Annotated in this window: 15 protein-coding genes; 13 read left to right on the top strand and 2 right to left on the bottom strand. The window is 40.9% G+C overall.

The window, feature by feature from the left end:
• Nucleotides 1-116 precede the first annotated feature (116 nt).
• From FNH22_RS29900 to FNH22_RS29870, 7 genes are all read left to right on the top strand, one after another.
• On the top strand, nucleotides 117-440 hold the full coding sequence (locus tag FNH22_RS29900; RefSeq protein WP_143402212.1) for a hypothetical protein: 324 nt from the start codon (nucleotides 117-119) through the stop codon (nucleotides 438-440).
• Between the two features lie 277 nt (nucleotides 441-717).
• Nucleotides 718-1,359, top strand: a complete 642-nt coding sequence (locus FNH22_RS29895; protein WP_143402211.1) for a T9SS type A sorting domain-containing protein — start codon at nucleotides 718-720, stop codon at nucleotides 1,357-1,359.
• A 165-nt stretch (nucleotides 1,360-1,524) separates the two neighbouring features.
• The gene (locus FNH22_RS29890; RefSeq protein ID WP_143402210.1) at nucleotides 1,525-2,508 is read left to right on the top strand and encodes a questin oxidase family protein; all 984 of its coding nucleotides are present in this window, start codon (nucleotides 1,525-1,527) and stop codon (nucleotides 2,506-2,508) included.
• Nucleotides 2,509-2,669: 161 nt separating this feature from the next.
• Nucleotides 2,670-3,023 carry a hypothetical protein gene (locus tag FNH22_RS29885; protein ID WP_143402209.1) on the top strand — a complete coding sequence of 118 codons (354 nt, stop codon included), beginning with the start codon at nucleotides 2,670-2,672 and terminating at the stop codon, nucleotides 3,021-3,023.
• Nucleotides 3,024-3,258: 235 nt separating this feature from the next.
• Nucleotides 3,259-3,771: a hypothetical protein gene (locus FNH22_RS29880; protein ID WP_143402208.1), complete on the top strand. Its 513-nt coding sequence runs from the start codon at nucleotides 3,259-3,261 to the stop codon at nucleotides 3,769-3,771.
• 89 nt (nucleotides 3,772-3,860) lie between these two features.
• Nucleotides 3,861-4,541, top strand: a complete 681-nt coding sequence (locus FNH22_RS29875) for an outer membrane beta-barrel protein (RefSeq protein WP_143402207.1) — start codon at nucleotides 3,861-3,863, stop codon at nucleotides 4,539-4,541.
• A 273-nt stretch (nucleotides 4,542-4,814) separates the two neighbouring features.
• The gene (locus FNH22_RS29870; RefSeq protein WP_143402206.1) at nucleotides 4,815-6,134 is read left to right on the top strand and encodes an IS1380 family transposase; all 1,320 of its coding nucleotides are present in this window, start codon (nucleotides 4,815-4,817) and stop codon (nucleotides 6,132-6,134) included.
• Here FNH22_RS29870 and FNH22_RS29865 read toward each other — a convergent pair.
• Together FNH22_RS29865 and FNH22_RS29860 are read right to left on the bottom strand one after the other, a co-directional pair.
• Complete coding sequence (locus FNH22_RS29865) at nucleotides 6,048-8,507, bottom strand: sugar-binding domain-containing protein (RefSeq protein ID WP_185154496.1); 2,460 nt, start codon at nucleotides 8,505-8,507, stop codon at nucleotides 6,048-6,050. The two genes, FNH22_RS29870 and FNH22_RS29865, sit on opposite strands and share 87 nt — an antisense overlap.
• A 75-nt stretch (nucleotides 8,508-8,582) precedes the next feature.
• Nucleotides 8,583-10,265 carry a sulfatase-like hydrolase/transferase gene (locus tag FNH22_RS29860; protein ID WP_143402204.1) on the bottom strand — a complete coding sequence of 561 codons (1,683 nt, stop codon included), beginning with the start codon at nucleotides 10,263-10,265 and terminating at the stop codon, nucleotides 8,583-8,585.
• Between the two features lie 433 nt (nucleotides 10,266-10,698).
• Between FNH22_RS29860 and FNH22_RS29855 the strand changes: the two genes are divergently transcribed.
• From FNH22_RS29855 to FNH22_RS29830, 6 genes are all read left to right on the top strand, one after another.
• Entirely contained in the window at nucleotides 10,699-11,820 is a 1,122-nt protein-coding gene (locus tag FNH22_RS29855; RefSeq protein ID WP_185154495.1) for a serine hydrolase, read from the top strand.
• A 36-nt stretch (nucleotides 11,821-11,856) separates the two neighbouring features.
• Nucleotides 11,857-12,657 carry a helix-turn-helix domain-containing protein gene (locus FNH22_RS29850; protein WP_143402202.1) on the top strand — a complete coding sequence of 267 codons (801 nt, stop codon included), beginning with the start codon at nucleotides 11,857-11,859 and terminating at the stop codon, nucleotides 12,655-12,657.
• Nucleotides 12,658-12,722: 65 nt separating this feature from the next.
• Nucleotides 12,723-13,139: a DoxX family protein gene (locus FNH22_RS29845; protein WP_143402201.1), complete on the top strand. Its 417-nt coding sequence runs from the start codon at nucleotides 12,723-12,725 to the stop codon at nucleotides 13,137-13,139.
• Nucleotides 13,140-13,144: 5 nt separating this feature from the next.
• Nucleotides 13,145-13,663 (top strand): dihydrofolate reductase family protein, encoded by a 519-nt coding sequence (locus FNH22_RS29840; RefSeq protein ID WP_143402200.1) that lies wholly within the window; start codon nucleotides 13,145-13,147, stop codon nucleotides 13,661-13,663.
• Entirely contained in the window at nucleotides 13,608-14,345 is a 738-nt protein-coding gene (locus FNH22_RS29835) for a glycoside hydrolase family 97 catalytic domain-containing protein (RefSeq protein ID WP_370513207.1), read from the top strand. Before FNH22_RS29840 ends, FNH22_RS29835 begins: the two co-directional genes overlap by 56 nt.
• Before the next feature lie 147 nt (nucleotides 14,346-14,492).
• Nucleotides 14,493-14,960, top strand: coding sequence for a GNAT family N-acetyltransferase (locus FNH22_RS29830; protein ID WP_143402198.1), 468 nt, complete (start codon nucleotides 14,493-14,495; stop codon nucleotides 14,958-14,960).
• Nucleotides 14,961-14,965: the final 5 nt, after the last annotated feature.

Raw genomic sequence — 14,965 nt, 5'->3', positions numbered from 1 at the left:
ATGACCAGGGTGCAGTCCCACAAACGCAAGGACCTCTATCAACTTTTACCCAACAACTGGAAAAATACCCGCTAAGTTAAGATGCCATCACCAAAATCAACAGATGGGTTCTTCGGATGGATACGTTTTTTTTACCCCTTAAATCAAGTAATCTAACGTCCTCCATATCAGTTTCCGGACCGGCAACTGTACATGTAGGGCAAAATGCCGTCTACACGGCTTATGCCTATGGCAACATTGTAGGTGATGTGCAATTTTATGTTTCTGGAGCTCCAAATTCGGGAAACTATCCTAATGGAAGTTACCGGGAAGTGAGCAGAACTCATAACTCGATTAGATTTGAGTTTTTAGGTGCTGATGTAATGACTGTACACGGAGTAATACAAACTACCGATGTCGGGTTCATATCCAGTTCACAGACCATCACCATCTTACCTTAACTAAGCTAAGTAGTAGCTTAAAATTACTTATTATTTCTATCTCAGATATTTCCGTAGATACCCGTATCAATTGGAGGTCTGAGATAGATTTTACAACTACCCCGCCTTAAGGAAGAATCCCGAAACCAACATGGTGGTCAGAAAAATTCAACCGGCCTAAGGTCCTGTCTGATTATAGGCTTCATCTTAATCTTTCAGTATATTTATAGCGAGAAAGCCTTCATGTCACAAATAAAAATGGACGGATTCTCATTGTCATAACATTACCCCTGACATCATGAAAAGAGCCGTATTCCTTCTGACCCTTGGTTTTATAGCTTTAACAAGTAATTTGACAGCACAAAAAATACCGGTACTCCCTCCCACCTATAAGGTAACCATTGACTCTGCTAGATTCTCAAAACAAGTAACCATCGAACTGGATGTTTACCAGGGAGATTCTATGGCTTTTGAAATCTTAACACTATCCGGAGCCAGACTTACTGAACTCCCTCAACGCATCGTCTACAAATCGGAACGGTTCACTATGGAAATCCCGTCATTAAGTCAAGGTCTTTATTTGACCTCAACAACTGTCAATTCCGAGCGAATCGCGAAAAAATTAATATTTGATGGCAATGGAAAAGCTGTCGTAACCCTCAAAGTAAATGCCATTGACTTAACAAAAGACCATCTGATCGTATATCCAAACCCTGTAGCACTCTCTGACTTTACCGTCGAGATCCTATCTTCATCCGAAAGCATCCAACTCCATGTGCTTGACCTGCAAGGGAGAAACATATATACAGACAAGCTGATCAATCCTACCGGCAGGGTAAGAAAAGAGATGAACATATCAACATTAGATCAGGGAGAATATATACTGGCTATTGAGTCAAGGAACGGAAGAATACACCGAAAGTTTATAGTTACAAGGTAGCTACAGCCACTGTAATGAATGTGTTTCAAAATAATTTGGTTATGCTCGTCTTTAAAACCCCACTACGACATTTAAACCTAATACCTGGTGTGGCTCGAAAAAGTCAGGTTTATCGCTTTCTGGTCTCCAATCATCATGTCGAAATATTAGCAAAAATAGTATCCCATGGTAAGTAAAACATGTAGGTCACTCATTGAACAAGGACTAGTGTATCATCCCGTATATGGAAGTGGTTTTTCTACGCATGTGCCTATGTCCTTAGTTGCATTGGATGATATGGGCGCTACGGAAAGGCAGTTAAACCTTTATTATTCAATCGCTACTTCCAGGTTAAACCTTCGCAAGACCCAGCCAAAGGATACAACTTTCAATTTTACAACAAACGTCCTGGGTCGGAGTGATCTTTTTGAGGACTTCTTTCACCATTTTACAGACAAGCTAAATGAGGTCTCTATTGAACAATTGCTTAAAGACGTAATTCCTGTTTTAATGGAAGGAGTGGGAGGCGCTGCTTTTCATCCCTTAATTCGACTTTCGTATGCTTTAAAATCTGACTGCAGGGCTGAAATTGCCGTGTCATTAGCCTATTGGGCTTCTGAATATTTGAAGTTAGGAAATGGTCATCAGAAAAATAATGAGGACCTTAAGAATATAAGATCCAGATTAGATGCATTCGCCTCAGATAATGCATCCCTGTCCACCATTACGGATAGAATAAAAGCAGTCAATAACACCATTCAAAAAGCAGGAACTGTTATACAGCCTAAGGAATTAACATTGGAAAATATCAAAACATTTAGCCTTACGGAATTTGCTAAAAATGATAATTTCACTCTCTTACACACCGTAACCGCGTGCCATGCCTATACATCAATTGCACACTATTGTGAAAACAGCGAAAGGTCACTACGGTATCTATGGGAAGCTATTTTGATTTCGCAATTAAGCACCGGTATAAAATACAATAGTACCCCACCCAAAACGGCTGTTGCCAAGATGGAATGGCCACATATCATCAAACAAGCGGTTAACTCAACGGATGATCATGTCATTAAACTTGTCTACACCTGCCGGGACGAGAACAATAATACCCCTACTAATACGCTTTATCGTTTTGTAGCTCAACGAGCTGTAAATAAAAGTAGCTAACAAAAGCCTGGCAGTAGGAAAATAAAATTGAGTCAAATCGTTACATTCAAACCGGGCACAGAAATTGTTACGTTAAATGGAAGCAAAAAAGAATTGAAGCAACGAAGTGTTCTTTTCTCCAAGTAGATGATTGTTTCATCAGCGATGTAAAATAATCTAACATGAAAATCAAATACATTAAAAATATTTCCCGATCCATTATCCTTGGTCTGATCCTTGCCATCTCAATAGGCTTGGGATCTTGTAGTGATGATGATGTTAACAACTCCAGCCTGACTTTAACAGGGCGGACTTCAAGGGTAACACTCTATGTAGCCGGAATTGATGAACCGTTATTTTCAGAAAGTGAACTTACACCTGATGCAAATCAAGAAATTATAGTAAGTCCTCTGCTGCCGGAATCCTACAAGGTAGAATATTATGTGATCGCCACAGGTAATGATTATTGGCCGGTTCCTAAAGTCAAAGTGTTCCAAATCATGCCCAACGAACAAAAAATGGTAGAACTGGATTAAAAAACAAAAAAAAATTGAACGGGTACTCTTCACGATTTCTTTCTTAAAAAAAGAAATCTTTCCTCTTTACCATCTCTAAGACAAGACATTAGTCTCCCTAAATCACATTTTTTTCACGGATTTTGCGATCACCAGATTATTATTTAGACTATACCATTACCAGTTATTGCAACGTCCCGAAGAGAATACGTGTCTTGATTATATGAGGAAAATGCTGATTTTTCTAACCTCGCTTTTGAGTATAATTTTTAGCTCGTGCCACGACAGTGATTTACCTGACAAAAATAATGACTTTGTTCCGGGAGACGTGATCGTTGGAATAAAGGCCGATATCTCAATAGATCAGGTATTTGAATTGATGAATGAAGAACATGTGACGATTGACCGAATGTCAGGGTTTTTCAATTACTCTACCCTACCGAATGACAGCTTAACCTATGTGACAAATTTTCTAAAGAATAAACCTTATTTGAATAAAAGAGGACTTACCGGTGGATCAGCATATGTTCATAAACTTGACAACGTTATTATTATCACAGAATTTTTCTTTGAAATGGATATAGCCGCTCAACAGGATTGGATGAAAACGATGCAAACGTTGGAACTTAAAGACCTGAATGGTGATACCAAAAACCTACTTATAAAGGTCGACCATGGAATGGAAGAACACTGGGCAAATAAATTCAATGATCATCCATATGTAGAATGGACACACTTGAATGCGTATGCTGAAATAGAACTTCTTTAAAACAAAGTTCCGCCCGGGTACAAATGGAAAGGACATTACTACCTATTTACACCTACCACAACCAGACATAAATCTTATCATACAACACCATGAATAAACTGATCACCCTACTACTGGTTTTTACTACCATCGCAAGCTTCTCCCAGGATAGTCCCTTACCACTTGGCAGGTGGAAAATAGGACTGGTATTTTCACCGGACACCTACTTCGGTTCTCCTACTATTTTAACAGACAGGTATTCAGGCCATGAAATAGAAACGTCGGAGTTCACCTTTACAACAGGTATTATCGGACTCTTCACAGTCAACCCGAAATTAGACATTGGATCAGGGATCTCATATTCTAAAAAAGACGTTTCAGGATTACCATTCTGCCATGTCTGTGACTTTGGATTTCCAATAGAAGAACAAGTTTTAAAGCAACGCTTCGTGGAAATCCCCCTATTTATTCGTTACCGGATCTTAAACAATAAAATAGGATTATACATAGAAACAGGACTGACTACCAGCTACTTGACAGAAGATATCAAAACCAAATACGAATTAGAGCCCAATACAAATAATTTCCTATTGAGCGGTCATGTGGGATTAGGCATAGATATGGCGCTTGAAGATCGAATTATCATTGGTTTGACACCAGTATATCGCCAATCCCTTACAGAGTTCTATAGCACATCGGATTTTCATTTTCGTTCTTTTGGAGTTATGTCGAGCATAGCCTTCCGATTGGCTAAAAAACCTACCATTAACAATAAGGAGATCATCCATTAATGCATAAAGTACCTTCCTGGTCCAGGTTGAAGACAAGGAGAATAAAATGTTAATTACGCCTTAATAGGTCTTCTTTTACAGATAGAGTATACTTCTGTTTTACCGTTACTTGATAGATGACAGAGATACGGCTGCAGATTCAAGCCCGTCAGATTTAGCCGTAAATTCAATAACGCCTGCCGTATGATTTGATTTAACCTTGATTATGCAATAGGATTAATTACAAGGTAAAAAAAGTTGGAATGGATTAGATGAATAGCGATTTTGGTGGATATGAATTTCACCAAAAAGGTTAATCTTCCTATTGAGTATTCGTCCAAGCAGGTAACTCCTTTTGGCGGCATGAGCTTAATGAAGCGTTTTATAGATCGTGTAGGGATTAGGGAAAAATTAGAAGAACTTCCCTTGCCTGGTCCGGGTTCTAATCGAGGGTATGATCCTAAGCACATAGTGGAGAGCTTTTGGCTCAGTATCTGGACTGGAGCTAGTCGTTATATTCATTGCGACTGGTTGCGGTACGATTCGGTACTTCAGTCCATTTTCGGCTGGGACCGTATGCCTAGTCAAAGTACTTATAGCCGTTTCTTCGGTAAATTTTCTCAGAAGCTCAATACCGAGCTATTCCCTTCGCTTCAACATTGGTTTTTTGAACAGATTAATGTCGGGGCCATTACCATTGATTTTGACAGTACAGTGATCACTCGCTACGGCGACCAGCAAGGCAGTAGCAAAGGGTATAATCCCAATAAGAGAGGGCGCAACTCTCATCACCCCTTGATGGCTTTTGTGAGCCAGACAAGAATGGTGGCTAATGCCTGGCTAAGACCTGGCAACACAGCGGCCAGCAGTAGTTGCAGGGCGTTTATGGAGGAAACTTTCAAACAGGCTTTAGTAGGCCAAAAAGTGGGGTTGGTCAGAGCCGATAGTGGGTTTTACACCGAAGACATTATGTCTTACCTGGAGCAGGAGCAGCTCAGTTATATCCTGGCTGTACGCATGTATCCCAATGTAAAAAGTGAAGTATGGGGCCTCAAAGATTGGGTGAAGCTTACCAAAGGGATTGAGCTAAATGAGATGACCTTCAGCCATGAAAATGGTAAGACCAGGCGCTACATCATCGTAAAAAAGGAAGTGACCATTCGACCAGACGCAGCAGGAAAACAACTCTTTGAAGACGAGCCTGGGTATCGGTATAGTTGCTATGTGACGAATATGGACCTACCCCTGAATCAAATCTGGAATATCTACCATACGCGGGCAGACTGTGAGAACAGGATTAAGGAATTGAAGCAGGACTTTGGACTTGAAAACTTCTGCCTACAAGACTTTTGGGCCACCGAAGCATCTTTCAGATTCATCATGGTAGCCTATAACTTAATGAGTCTTTTCAGACATTTTGCCCTGAATGATCATCGTACCGCAACCTTATCAACACTGAAATCCTATTGCTTTGCATTAGGAGCCTGGACAGTTAATCACGCCAATCGCAAAGTGCTTAAAATCTCACTACCTGTGAAAAAAAGAGCCTGGATGGAAGGAATCTTCTCCCAAATAGCAGACAAAAGTCCACCTTTTCAATATTCTATTGAATAATGCGGGTTTAATAATGGCCATGCATTTACCATTAAAGGCCTTTCGATAATTAGCCTGAAAAGGTTCATGGCTCAGGTTGTTCCCATTACCGACACCAATGATCGTGGCAGGTCCTGTTACCTCAAAGTAGACCAGGTTATCCGCTGTAGGAACGAAATTTCCTTTTTCATCCAGCAGCGTAATCTCTACATAGATCACATCCTGGCTATTGGCTTGCATCACCGTCCTCCTGGTTTTTAACTCAATACTCTTCGGTGCGCCTGCAGTGATAATACTTTTCTCGGCAATTACCCGTCCATCTCTTTTAGCTACCGCTTTCAGTTCGCCACTGGTGTATTTTACATCCCAATACAATGCTTCCACCCTGGCCAAATCATGCTTTTTAGCGCCTAACGATATGCCGTTCAGGAAAAGTTCCACTTCATCTCCTGTGGTGAACACAGTTACCGGCACGATACTACCTTCATAACCTTCCCAATTCCAATGCGGTGACACATGCACCATATCCAGCCCGGGAGACCATTGCGCCTGGTAAAAGTAGAAGGCGTCCTTGCGGAAACCGCACAGGTCCAAAGGGCCAAAACTAGCCGATCTGGCCGGCCAACTGTATGGTATCACCTCACCTAAATAATCAAAGCCTGTCCAGATAAATTGCCCCATTACATAGGGTTTATGGGCAATCGCCCTCCAGGCTGCCATACCGGCCTCATATTCATTCCGGTTGTCAAGTGTTTTTTTCGTATCCTGGTGTTCATACGGTAGCGTAGTATTATTAGGGTTTTGAGCAGGAAGGTAAAACTCACCTCTCGCCCTGAAAGGCACAGCCGAAGAGCATTCTGTAACGATCATTTTTCGCTCCGGAAATTCAGCTTTCTGATCCAGTACATTTTGTTCAGTAACGTAATTATAACCTGCTACATCCAACGCTGACACAGCCTCTTCATTAGGAAATTCGCCCCAGCTATAACCGTTTACACCGCATGTCACCGGACGGTAATCGTACCGGTGTACGATATCTCTGAGTCGTTTTGCAATAGGTAAGCCATCTTCTTCTCTCATCTGGTCTATTTCATTGCCAATACTCCACATAAAGATTGAGGGATGGTTCCTATCCCTTAATACCATATCTGTCAAATCCCTATCACTGTGTTCTTTAAACAAATGTGAATAGAACTTCACCGGAATTCTTACTTTCTCACCCTCCTCGGTAAAGGTGGCCGGGCTCTTAAGGTCTTCCCACTCGTCAAAAGCTTCGTTCATAACGAGCATACCCATTCTGTCACATTCGTCTAAAAATGCTTGAGAAAACTGATTATGCGCTGTCCTTACTGCATTGCATCCCATCTCCTTCAGTATTTCAAGTTGACGGGAGGTAGTTCGTTTATAGATGGCCGAACCCAACGGTCCCCCTGCATGATGCAAACATACTCCCTTAAGTTTGACGGCCTTTCCGTTCAAAACAAACCCATTGTCGACATCATATTGCATACTTCGAAATCCGGTGGTATTGGCTTCCGTATAAACGATTTGGTCACCTGTTAAGAGCTCTGTTTTTAATTCATACAGGTTGGGACGCTCAGTATCCCGTAATTGCGGGTGAGCAATCGTAATATTTTTATTAAAGACTTTATGTTCATTGCCTGACAGGTGTGCTTTTTCTTCCTCCGTTAAGATGACGTTGCCCTCAGGATCAAAAAGTGAATACCTTATGGAAAAGTCCTTATCCACAGGATAATCATTTTTAACTTCCGTTTCTACTTTAAGTATACCCTGGTCTGCATCACTTTCATTGGTCGATAGATACGATCCCCAGACCCGCACATATAACTTGTTGGTAGTGATCAATTTCACGCTACGGTATATACCCGTACCGGTATACCATCGTGATCCGGGTTGCTCGGAATTATCAAGCTTAACAGTCAGAACATTATCTTCCCCGAACCTGATATGGTCCGTCATGTCATAATGGAAGGCAACATAACCATAAGGGCGCTTACCCAGGAAAACGCCATTGATCCATACTTCGGAGTTACGATAGGCCCCGTCAAAATAGATAACTACTCTTTGCCCTTTCTTTTCGGAAGGCACCCTAAAGGTCTTACGATAGGTACATTTACCTGCAGGCAGCCAGGCACCTCTTGAATAGGCAGGGTTATCTCTGCTGAAAGGACCTTCGATACTCCAATCATGGGGCAGATCTACTTCCTGCCAGTCTTCATCATCAAAGCCAGGAGTCTCGGCATTTTCAACACTCTCTTTGATGAATTTCCATCCAAAATCAAAAGAGTGTACTTCGCTGGGTGTATAATGAGTACTACATCCGGACAGAAAGAACAGGGCTGTTATTAATGCTAAACACGGTAGTTTAACCATTGACGTCTTTAGGTTAATTTCTGCGATTTGATCGATCATATGCTTTTCATTCTTCAGATAAGGTGAACCAACTTTTTACTTACTACTACCCCCATTATCAAAGGTATACCTACACACTTCAGGATCATCCGTCCCTCTGGCATAAGTAATTTCCCGCTTCCACACCTGTCTTAGTTGTTGAATTTTTTTCAGATACTTGGGATCTGCCGCCAGGTTTTCTGATTCGGAAGGGTCTGTCTCTAAATCGTACAGTTCTTCATAAACGGCTTTTTCACCGTTCAAAGGTGATTCAATAAATGACCTGTACACAGCTATTTGATGATCATGAACTTCGTATAGCATTTTATTCTGAGGTATTCCCAGTTGTTTTGCAGCATCTTTTAAGTATTGAACGGATATATTATTGTTTCTATAATACCTTATATACTTCCATTTTTTGCTCTGTACGGATTCGCATCTCGGATTGCCAAAATGTGTTGACCACAGGTTTTCTGTGAACAGGTATTCCCTTAGTCGGATTTTATTATCTGCCATTGAGGAAGATAAATCTTTACCCTGATATGTTTCCGGTATTTCTATATTGGACATAGCCAATAAAGTAGGCGCAATATCAATGGTTTGGACTAATTCATCCGATCTCATCCCCTTTTGTCTTTTTTTTGCGAATGGATTGTAAATGATCAACGGCACATGAGTAGTTTGTTCATAACAAAGCGCTTTTCCGCCCAGTCCGAATTGCCCCATGAACAAGCCATGGTCTGAGGTGAAAATGATAATGGTATTTTCTGCCAATCCTTCTTGCTCCAGAGACTCCCTGAGTTTCCCCACAAATTGATCAATACCTGTCATCGCCTGTAACTGCCTGATATAGGTTTCTCTGAGTGTCTCAGGGGTATCGACGTAATCATAGGATTTTTGTCGATCCTCGACATGCATCAAATCATGGGGTAGCTTGGGTGTTGTAATATCTTTTTTGGCGATGTAGTGGTTTGGCAACGGAATGGTCTTGTCTCTGTATAAAGATTTATAGATCTCCGGGTCTGATCCTTTTTGTTTCATAGTGCTTGTTCCCGCTCCATGTGGCAAATTGAAGCAAACCGATAAGACAAAAGGTTTCTTTGAGGGCCGTTCTTCCAGGAATTTTTTGGCAAGTAGGAATTTCTTATTATCACTCAGGAAATCCTGCACACCTTCCGTGATGATCTCCACCTGTGTATTATCTGATGCCCTGGCAAAGATCTCATGCCGCGATTTTGGATAAAACGATAAATGGCCATGCCCTCCATACCAATAGTCAAAACTCTTTTCCATAAGGCCTCCCGAGTAACCTCCCTCTCCTACCGGTACATGGTTTTTACCAATCCAACCAGTGTAATACCCATTTCTTTTCATAACGACAGGGTAAGAAGTATTCCATGCTTCTTCGGATAACGAGGTGCCCGAATTAAAATTCACGCCATGTTTTCGCTCGAACTGACTGAGTAATATGCTTGCACGGCTTGGAGTGCAAATGGCCGAGGTAACATGGGCATTGGTAAAAAGCATACCTTCCGCCGCTAAATTATCCAGGTTGGGAGTTTGTACTATTGAATTACCCGTACACCCTAAATATCCATAAGGCTGGTCATCCGTTAATATAAAAATGAAATTAGGCCTTTCCTGTGCAAAACAAGTGTTGGGGTCCGGAATAAAAAACCATAAAAGAATGCCCAGGTATAACTGGCATTGCACTATTGACAAACTGATCTTCGAAAGCATTTCCCCGTTAGTTTAATTCTCCAATTCACGCAAAGGCAAGAAGCAGATGATAGAATTATACTTCAAGGCAAAGGGTTGCCTATGACCTCGCACTGACCTTAGCCACTATCTTGGGTTAAACAGTACGAAATCAATCAGCTCATTTATATCCGTCGTCAGAGGTTACGATATACCATTTAATAGTAAGGGGAAATATTCTAAAACATTGATAAGTTTAACAACGGAGGTAAAGCGGTCTGTATCTCAACATTTATGCTCCGAATAAAAAGGTAAATTGGTACAGGAAAACATACATTTACCTACCTATAGAATGATGTAACTTAATTTCTGAATCACCATTGCTTTAGTTAGTATATCATAGGCTAAAGGAAACGAAATTACCCTTGTTAAGGTACTAGCCATTAGAAAACACATGAAACAAGTCAGTAAATCGATGAAAAGACATACAAAACAATGCTTTCTAGCGATAAGTTACCTCCTCTTTCTAACAAGCTGTGGAGAACAAATAAATAGTACCGACGAAACAGCAATTTTTGAAAAAACAGACGAATATGTAGAAAATATGATGGACAGCCTTGAAATTATTGGGCTAAATTATGCCATCCTGATAAACGGAAAATTAGTTCACAAAAAAGCTATGGGCTTAGCAAATCTAGAACATCAGGTTCCTATGACACTAGACAACTTATTTGCAGTAGCCTCTATTTCAAAATTGATCAGTTCTACCGCATTACATCGATTATTAAAAATCAAGGGTCGAAGTGTTCATGAGACGGTGGGTGAATTTCTGCCTACCCACAGAGACCTTCCTGAATCCTGGAGAGATTTGACTTTAAAACACTTACTAACACATACTTCGGGAATACCTGACCAAATAGACTATCAGATTTATTTAGCTCCTGAAAGTGATCAATTTGTCATTGAAGCATTGAAGGATAAACCTTTTAGTTCTATACCCGGTGATGCTACTAAATATAATGCCACAGGTTTTATGCTGGTAAGAATGATTTTTGAAGAACTGGCCGGACAAGACTTTGAAACCCACATGCAGGAAAACTACTTTGATAAGCTCAATCTGACCACGGCTAACTACGGTGGCTTCAAAAAAGTGGTTCCTAAAAGAGTAACCAGCTACAGAAAGACAGGTGGAAAACTGGAAATGTTCCCATTGGCATACGCTCCCCCTATGTATGCAGCAGCCGGGCTAAACATTAGTTTGCATGAACTGGTCATATGGATACAAGCCGTATTAAATGAAGAAATAGTAAGTAAAGAGCAATTAGATAGTATTTGGACTCCTGCAAAACTCAATAATGATAACGTTGGACCTTTCGGACTAGGTTGGGAAACGCGTCAATTGGAAAATGGAGTATGGCTTACAGGCCATGGTGGAGCAGGTATATCTTCCATCAGGCACTACTGGAAAGATGACACCCAAAAGACCGTTACTGTCATTCTATTGACCAATGGAGCACGAAATTGGATACAAATGCCAGATGACGTCAATATGGGGATTGCCAATCATTTCATACCTGGAATTACTAATTTGAATTAAAATGCGCACAAAAACATTGTACTCAGGTAATTTGAAATGAAGGATACCCAAGGCATATACCCTGTCGAATCCATTGGAACATTCTGGTTCGCTGAGAAAGAAGCCATTAATGTGACCTCATTGACCATCCCTTTTTTACAACATGAGCTCCTTTTGAACCTGGGAGATGTGCTTACTGTCAACAACAGCCTGGACCAACGGAAATTGATTTTTTCCGGGATCCAGACGGACATGATACATACGCACGCTTCAGGGAAGTATCGTGCTTTTGGGATCTTATTTGATCCGACGAAAGTATACCAGGTATATGGACTAAGTATAGCAGAATTCACCAGCCACATGACCACCACCCCGGACCACTTACTGTTCAACAAAACAGATGAGTTTTTTCAGCGGGTCAGTTCAGTAACCTCTACCGAAGAGAGGCTTAACACCTTTTCTGATTTCTTTCTTCAAAATGCAGTCAATAAAACCTGTCCACCTGTAATTGATGACTTCATCATCGCCATTTCAGACTTTAGTTCCGACAATTCATTAAGAATAAACAAAATAGCCGATGAACTTAACTACACTTCAAAACATTTGATAAACGTATTCAAAGATGTAGTCGGCATCACGCCTAAAAAGTATTTTCAGATCGGTCAGCTCAACCTTGCCGCTCGGAAAATGTGGCACCATCCTACCAAAACCCTTACCCAATTAGCCCTGGAATGCGGTTTCTATGACCAATCACACTTTATCAGAACATTCAAAAAATTCACTCGCCTCACTCCCTCCGAATTCAGGTATAAACAGATTGAACGAAAAATCGGGTTCCCTAACACAATTCTGAAGTAGGTTAATTCTATACAATTTCATTGCCGGAGCAAAAGGTAGTTTTGAACTCCTAAAACAATATTATAATGTATTTAAACAACGTATTTCTCTCCCAAAAGGAGTTCAACGGTGATTTGACTAAGATATTACTACGTCTTTTACTTGGAGGCCTGATGGCCTATCATGGTATCTCTAAACTGTATTCATTTCATGAGCTCCTCCCGTTCTTCCCGGACCTGATAGGAATAGGTTCACACACTTCACTGATGCTGGTCATTTTTGCAGAATTGGTCTGCGGAACATTCGTGATTTTTGGAATTTTAACCCGGCTAACCGTACTACCCATATGTATCACTATGATGATAGCATACTTTCTCGCGCATTCCAATGACCCTTTTCAGACAAAGGAACTCTCATTTGTATTTTTGGGACTCTCCATGATTGTATTTATAACAGGCAGTGGCAGCTGGTCCATCGACCATTTAATGTTCACTAAAAAATAAAACCTATGAATAAACGAAAAATAATATTGAACCTCTGTACAAGCCTTGATTTTTTTATCGAAGGGGAAAATGGAGAAATTGATTGGTGCTTAACCGACCAGGATTATGGAATGACGGATTTTTTAGCGCGGATCGACACGATACTTTTAGGGCGTAAGAGCTATATACAACTGGTAAGAGAAGCGCCTACTGCTTTTTCAGATAAAAAGAAGATCGTTTTTTCTACAACGCTCAAAGAAATCCCCGATGGAGTAAAAATAATCAGGGCAAACATTGAAGAAGAAGTAAATACACTGCTCAATACCCCAGGTAAAGATATTTGGCTGTTTGGTGGCAAAGTATTGACCTCGGCTTTATTGGAATTGAACCTTATAGATGAGTTCATCATTGCAATACATCCCCTTATCCTGGGACAAGGAAAGCCATTATTGATCCCTAATAACCAAAGGAAAAAACTGATCTTAACAGATACCAAAACGTTTTCCACGGGGTTGGTACAGCTCTACTATAAAGTGGACAAATAGCTACGGCAAACCAACAGGGACCAGGAGGACCTATCCCAATATGATGTCCAGGGAAGGCGCACGGGGTATGGAATGGAATGGCTGGAGTGATGGAAACCCGCCGGAACACCATACCATTTTACCTTTTACAAGAATTCTTGCAGGCCCGCTGGATTATACTCCGGGAGTTTTTGATCTACTTTATAAAAACGCCGGAAAACGAGTGAAATGGAACGACCTGGACAAAGGCACCAGTAGAATAAATACCACCCTGGCTAAGCAACTTGCACTTTTTGTAGTTTTCTACAGCCCATTACAGATGGCCTCTGACCTGGTCGAAAACTATGAAAACCAACCCGCCTTCCAATTCATTCGTGATGTACCTGTCAATTGGGAAGAAACAAAAGTATTACAGGCCAGCATCGGTGAATACGTAACCATAGCGAGAAAGGATTGGGACAGTGATGACTGGTATTTAGGAGCTATAACCAATGAGGAAAGTAGGACTTTATCCCTTCAACTTGACTTTTTGGAAAAAGGGAAAGTCTACATCGCTGAAATATACAAAGACGCTGAGGACAGTGATTGGAAAACCAATCCATACCCGCATGAACTCTCAAAACTTGAATGCACCTCTGGAGATAGTCTGGTCCTGAAGCTGGCCCCCGGAGGTGGCCAGGCCATTCGCTTCAAAGCAAGGTAACGAAGCAGACCTATGATTTTTACCTGAAGATCAAAAGTAGTATTTTCAGCAGTGAGATACGACAGATAGTTTTCACTTCTGAGTTCCTGAAACGATCCGTTCTTTATCATACAAGATGTAATACGCCCAAAGAAAAGAGAGAGCAACATGTTAAGTTCGAATGTTATTGTTCACAAATTAGATGAGCACGATTTTGAAAAATTCGTAAAAGTCATCAGGCTCTTTGAGCGTGTGTTTGAAATGGAAAACTTTTCAATCCCTCCGCTTGTCCACTTACAAAAACTGCTAAGTAAACATGATTTTTTTGTGTTCGTTGCATTACAGGATGGCATAGTAACCGGAGGCTTAACGGCCTATGTACTTGAGCAGTATTACTCGGAAAAACCACTGGCATACATTTATGACCTGGCCGTAGACACCCCTTATCAAAGGCAGGGGATCGGCAAAGCATTGATAGAAGGAATGAACCATTTTTGTCAGGAAAAGGGCTTTGAAGAAGTCTTTGTTCAGGCAGATAAAGCGGAAGACGATGTCATAGACTTTTATCGTTCAACATTACCTACGGAGGAAGAACAGGTAGTTCACTTTTATTACACATTAGATAAAAATAAATGACGTAG

The sequence above is a fragment of the Fulvivirga sp. M361 genome (assembly GCF_007097395.1).
GTDB lineage: Bacteria > Bacteroidota > Bacteroidia > Cytophagales > Cyclobacteriaceae > Fulvivirga.
Note: the sequence above shows the minus strand (reverse complement) of the source record. Positions and strands in the feature narration are given on the sequence as shown.

What these genes read in the sequence shown, in the direction of transcription:
- FNH22_RS29900 (WP_143402212.1), top strand. Translation starts at nt 117, where the DNA reads ATGGATACGTTTTTTTTACCCCTTAAATCAAGTAATCTAACGTCCTCC.
- FNH22_RS29895 (WP_143402211.1), top strand. Translation starts at nt 718, where the DNA reads ATGAAAAGAGCCGTATTCCTTCTGACCCTTGGTTTTATAGCTTTAACA.
- FNH22_RS29890 (WP_143402210.1), top strand. Translation starts at nt 1,525, where the DNA reads ATGGTAAGTAAAACATGTAGGTCACTCATTGAACAAGGACTAGTGTAT.
- FNH22_RS29885 (WP_143402209.1), top strand. Translation starts at nt 2,670, where the DNA reads ATGAAAATCAAATACATTAAAAATATTTCCCGATCCATTATCCTTGGT.
- FNH22_RS29875 (WP_143402207.1), top strand. Translation starts at nt 3,861, where the DNA reads ATGAATAAACTGATCACCCTACTACTGGTTTTTACTACCATCGCAAGC.
- FNH22_RS29870 (WP_143402206.1), top strand. Translation starts at nt 4,815, where the DNA reads ATGAATTTCACCAAAAAGGTTAATCTTCCTATTGAGTATTCGTCCAAG.
- FNH22_RS29865 (WP_185154496.1), bottom strand. Translation starts at nt 8,507, where the DNA reads ATGGTTAAACTACCGTGTTTAGCATTAATAACAGCCCTGTTCTTTCTG.
- FNH22_RS29860 (WP_143402204.1), bottom strand. Translation starts at nt 10,265, where the DNA reads ATGCTTTCGAAGATCAGTTTGTCAATAGTGCAATGCCAGTTATACCTG.
- FNH22_RS29855 (WP_185154495.1), top strand. Translation starts at nt 10,699, where the DNA reads ATGAAAAGACATACAAAACAATGCTTTCTAGCGATAAGTTACCTCCTC.
- FNH22_RS29850 (WP_143402202.1), top strand. Translation starts at nt 11,857, where the DNA reads ATGAAGGATACCCAAGGCATATACCCTGTCGAATCCATTGGAACATTC.
- FNH22_RS29845 (WP_143402201.1), top strand. Translation starts at nt 12,723, where the DNA reads ATGTATTTAAACAACGTATTTCTCTCCCAAAAGGAGTTCAACGGTGAT.
- FNH22_RS29840 (WP_143402200.1), top strand. Translation starts at nt 13,145, where the DNA reads ATGAATAAACGAAAAATAATATTGAACCTCTGTACAAGCCTTGATTTT.
- FNH22_RS29830 (WP_143402198.1), top strand. Translation starts at nt 14,493, where the DNA reads ATGTTAAGTTCGAATGTTATTGTTCACAAATTAGATGAGCACGATTTT.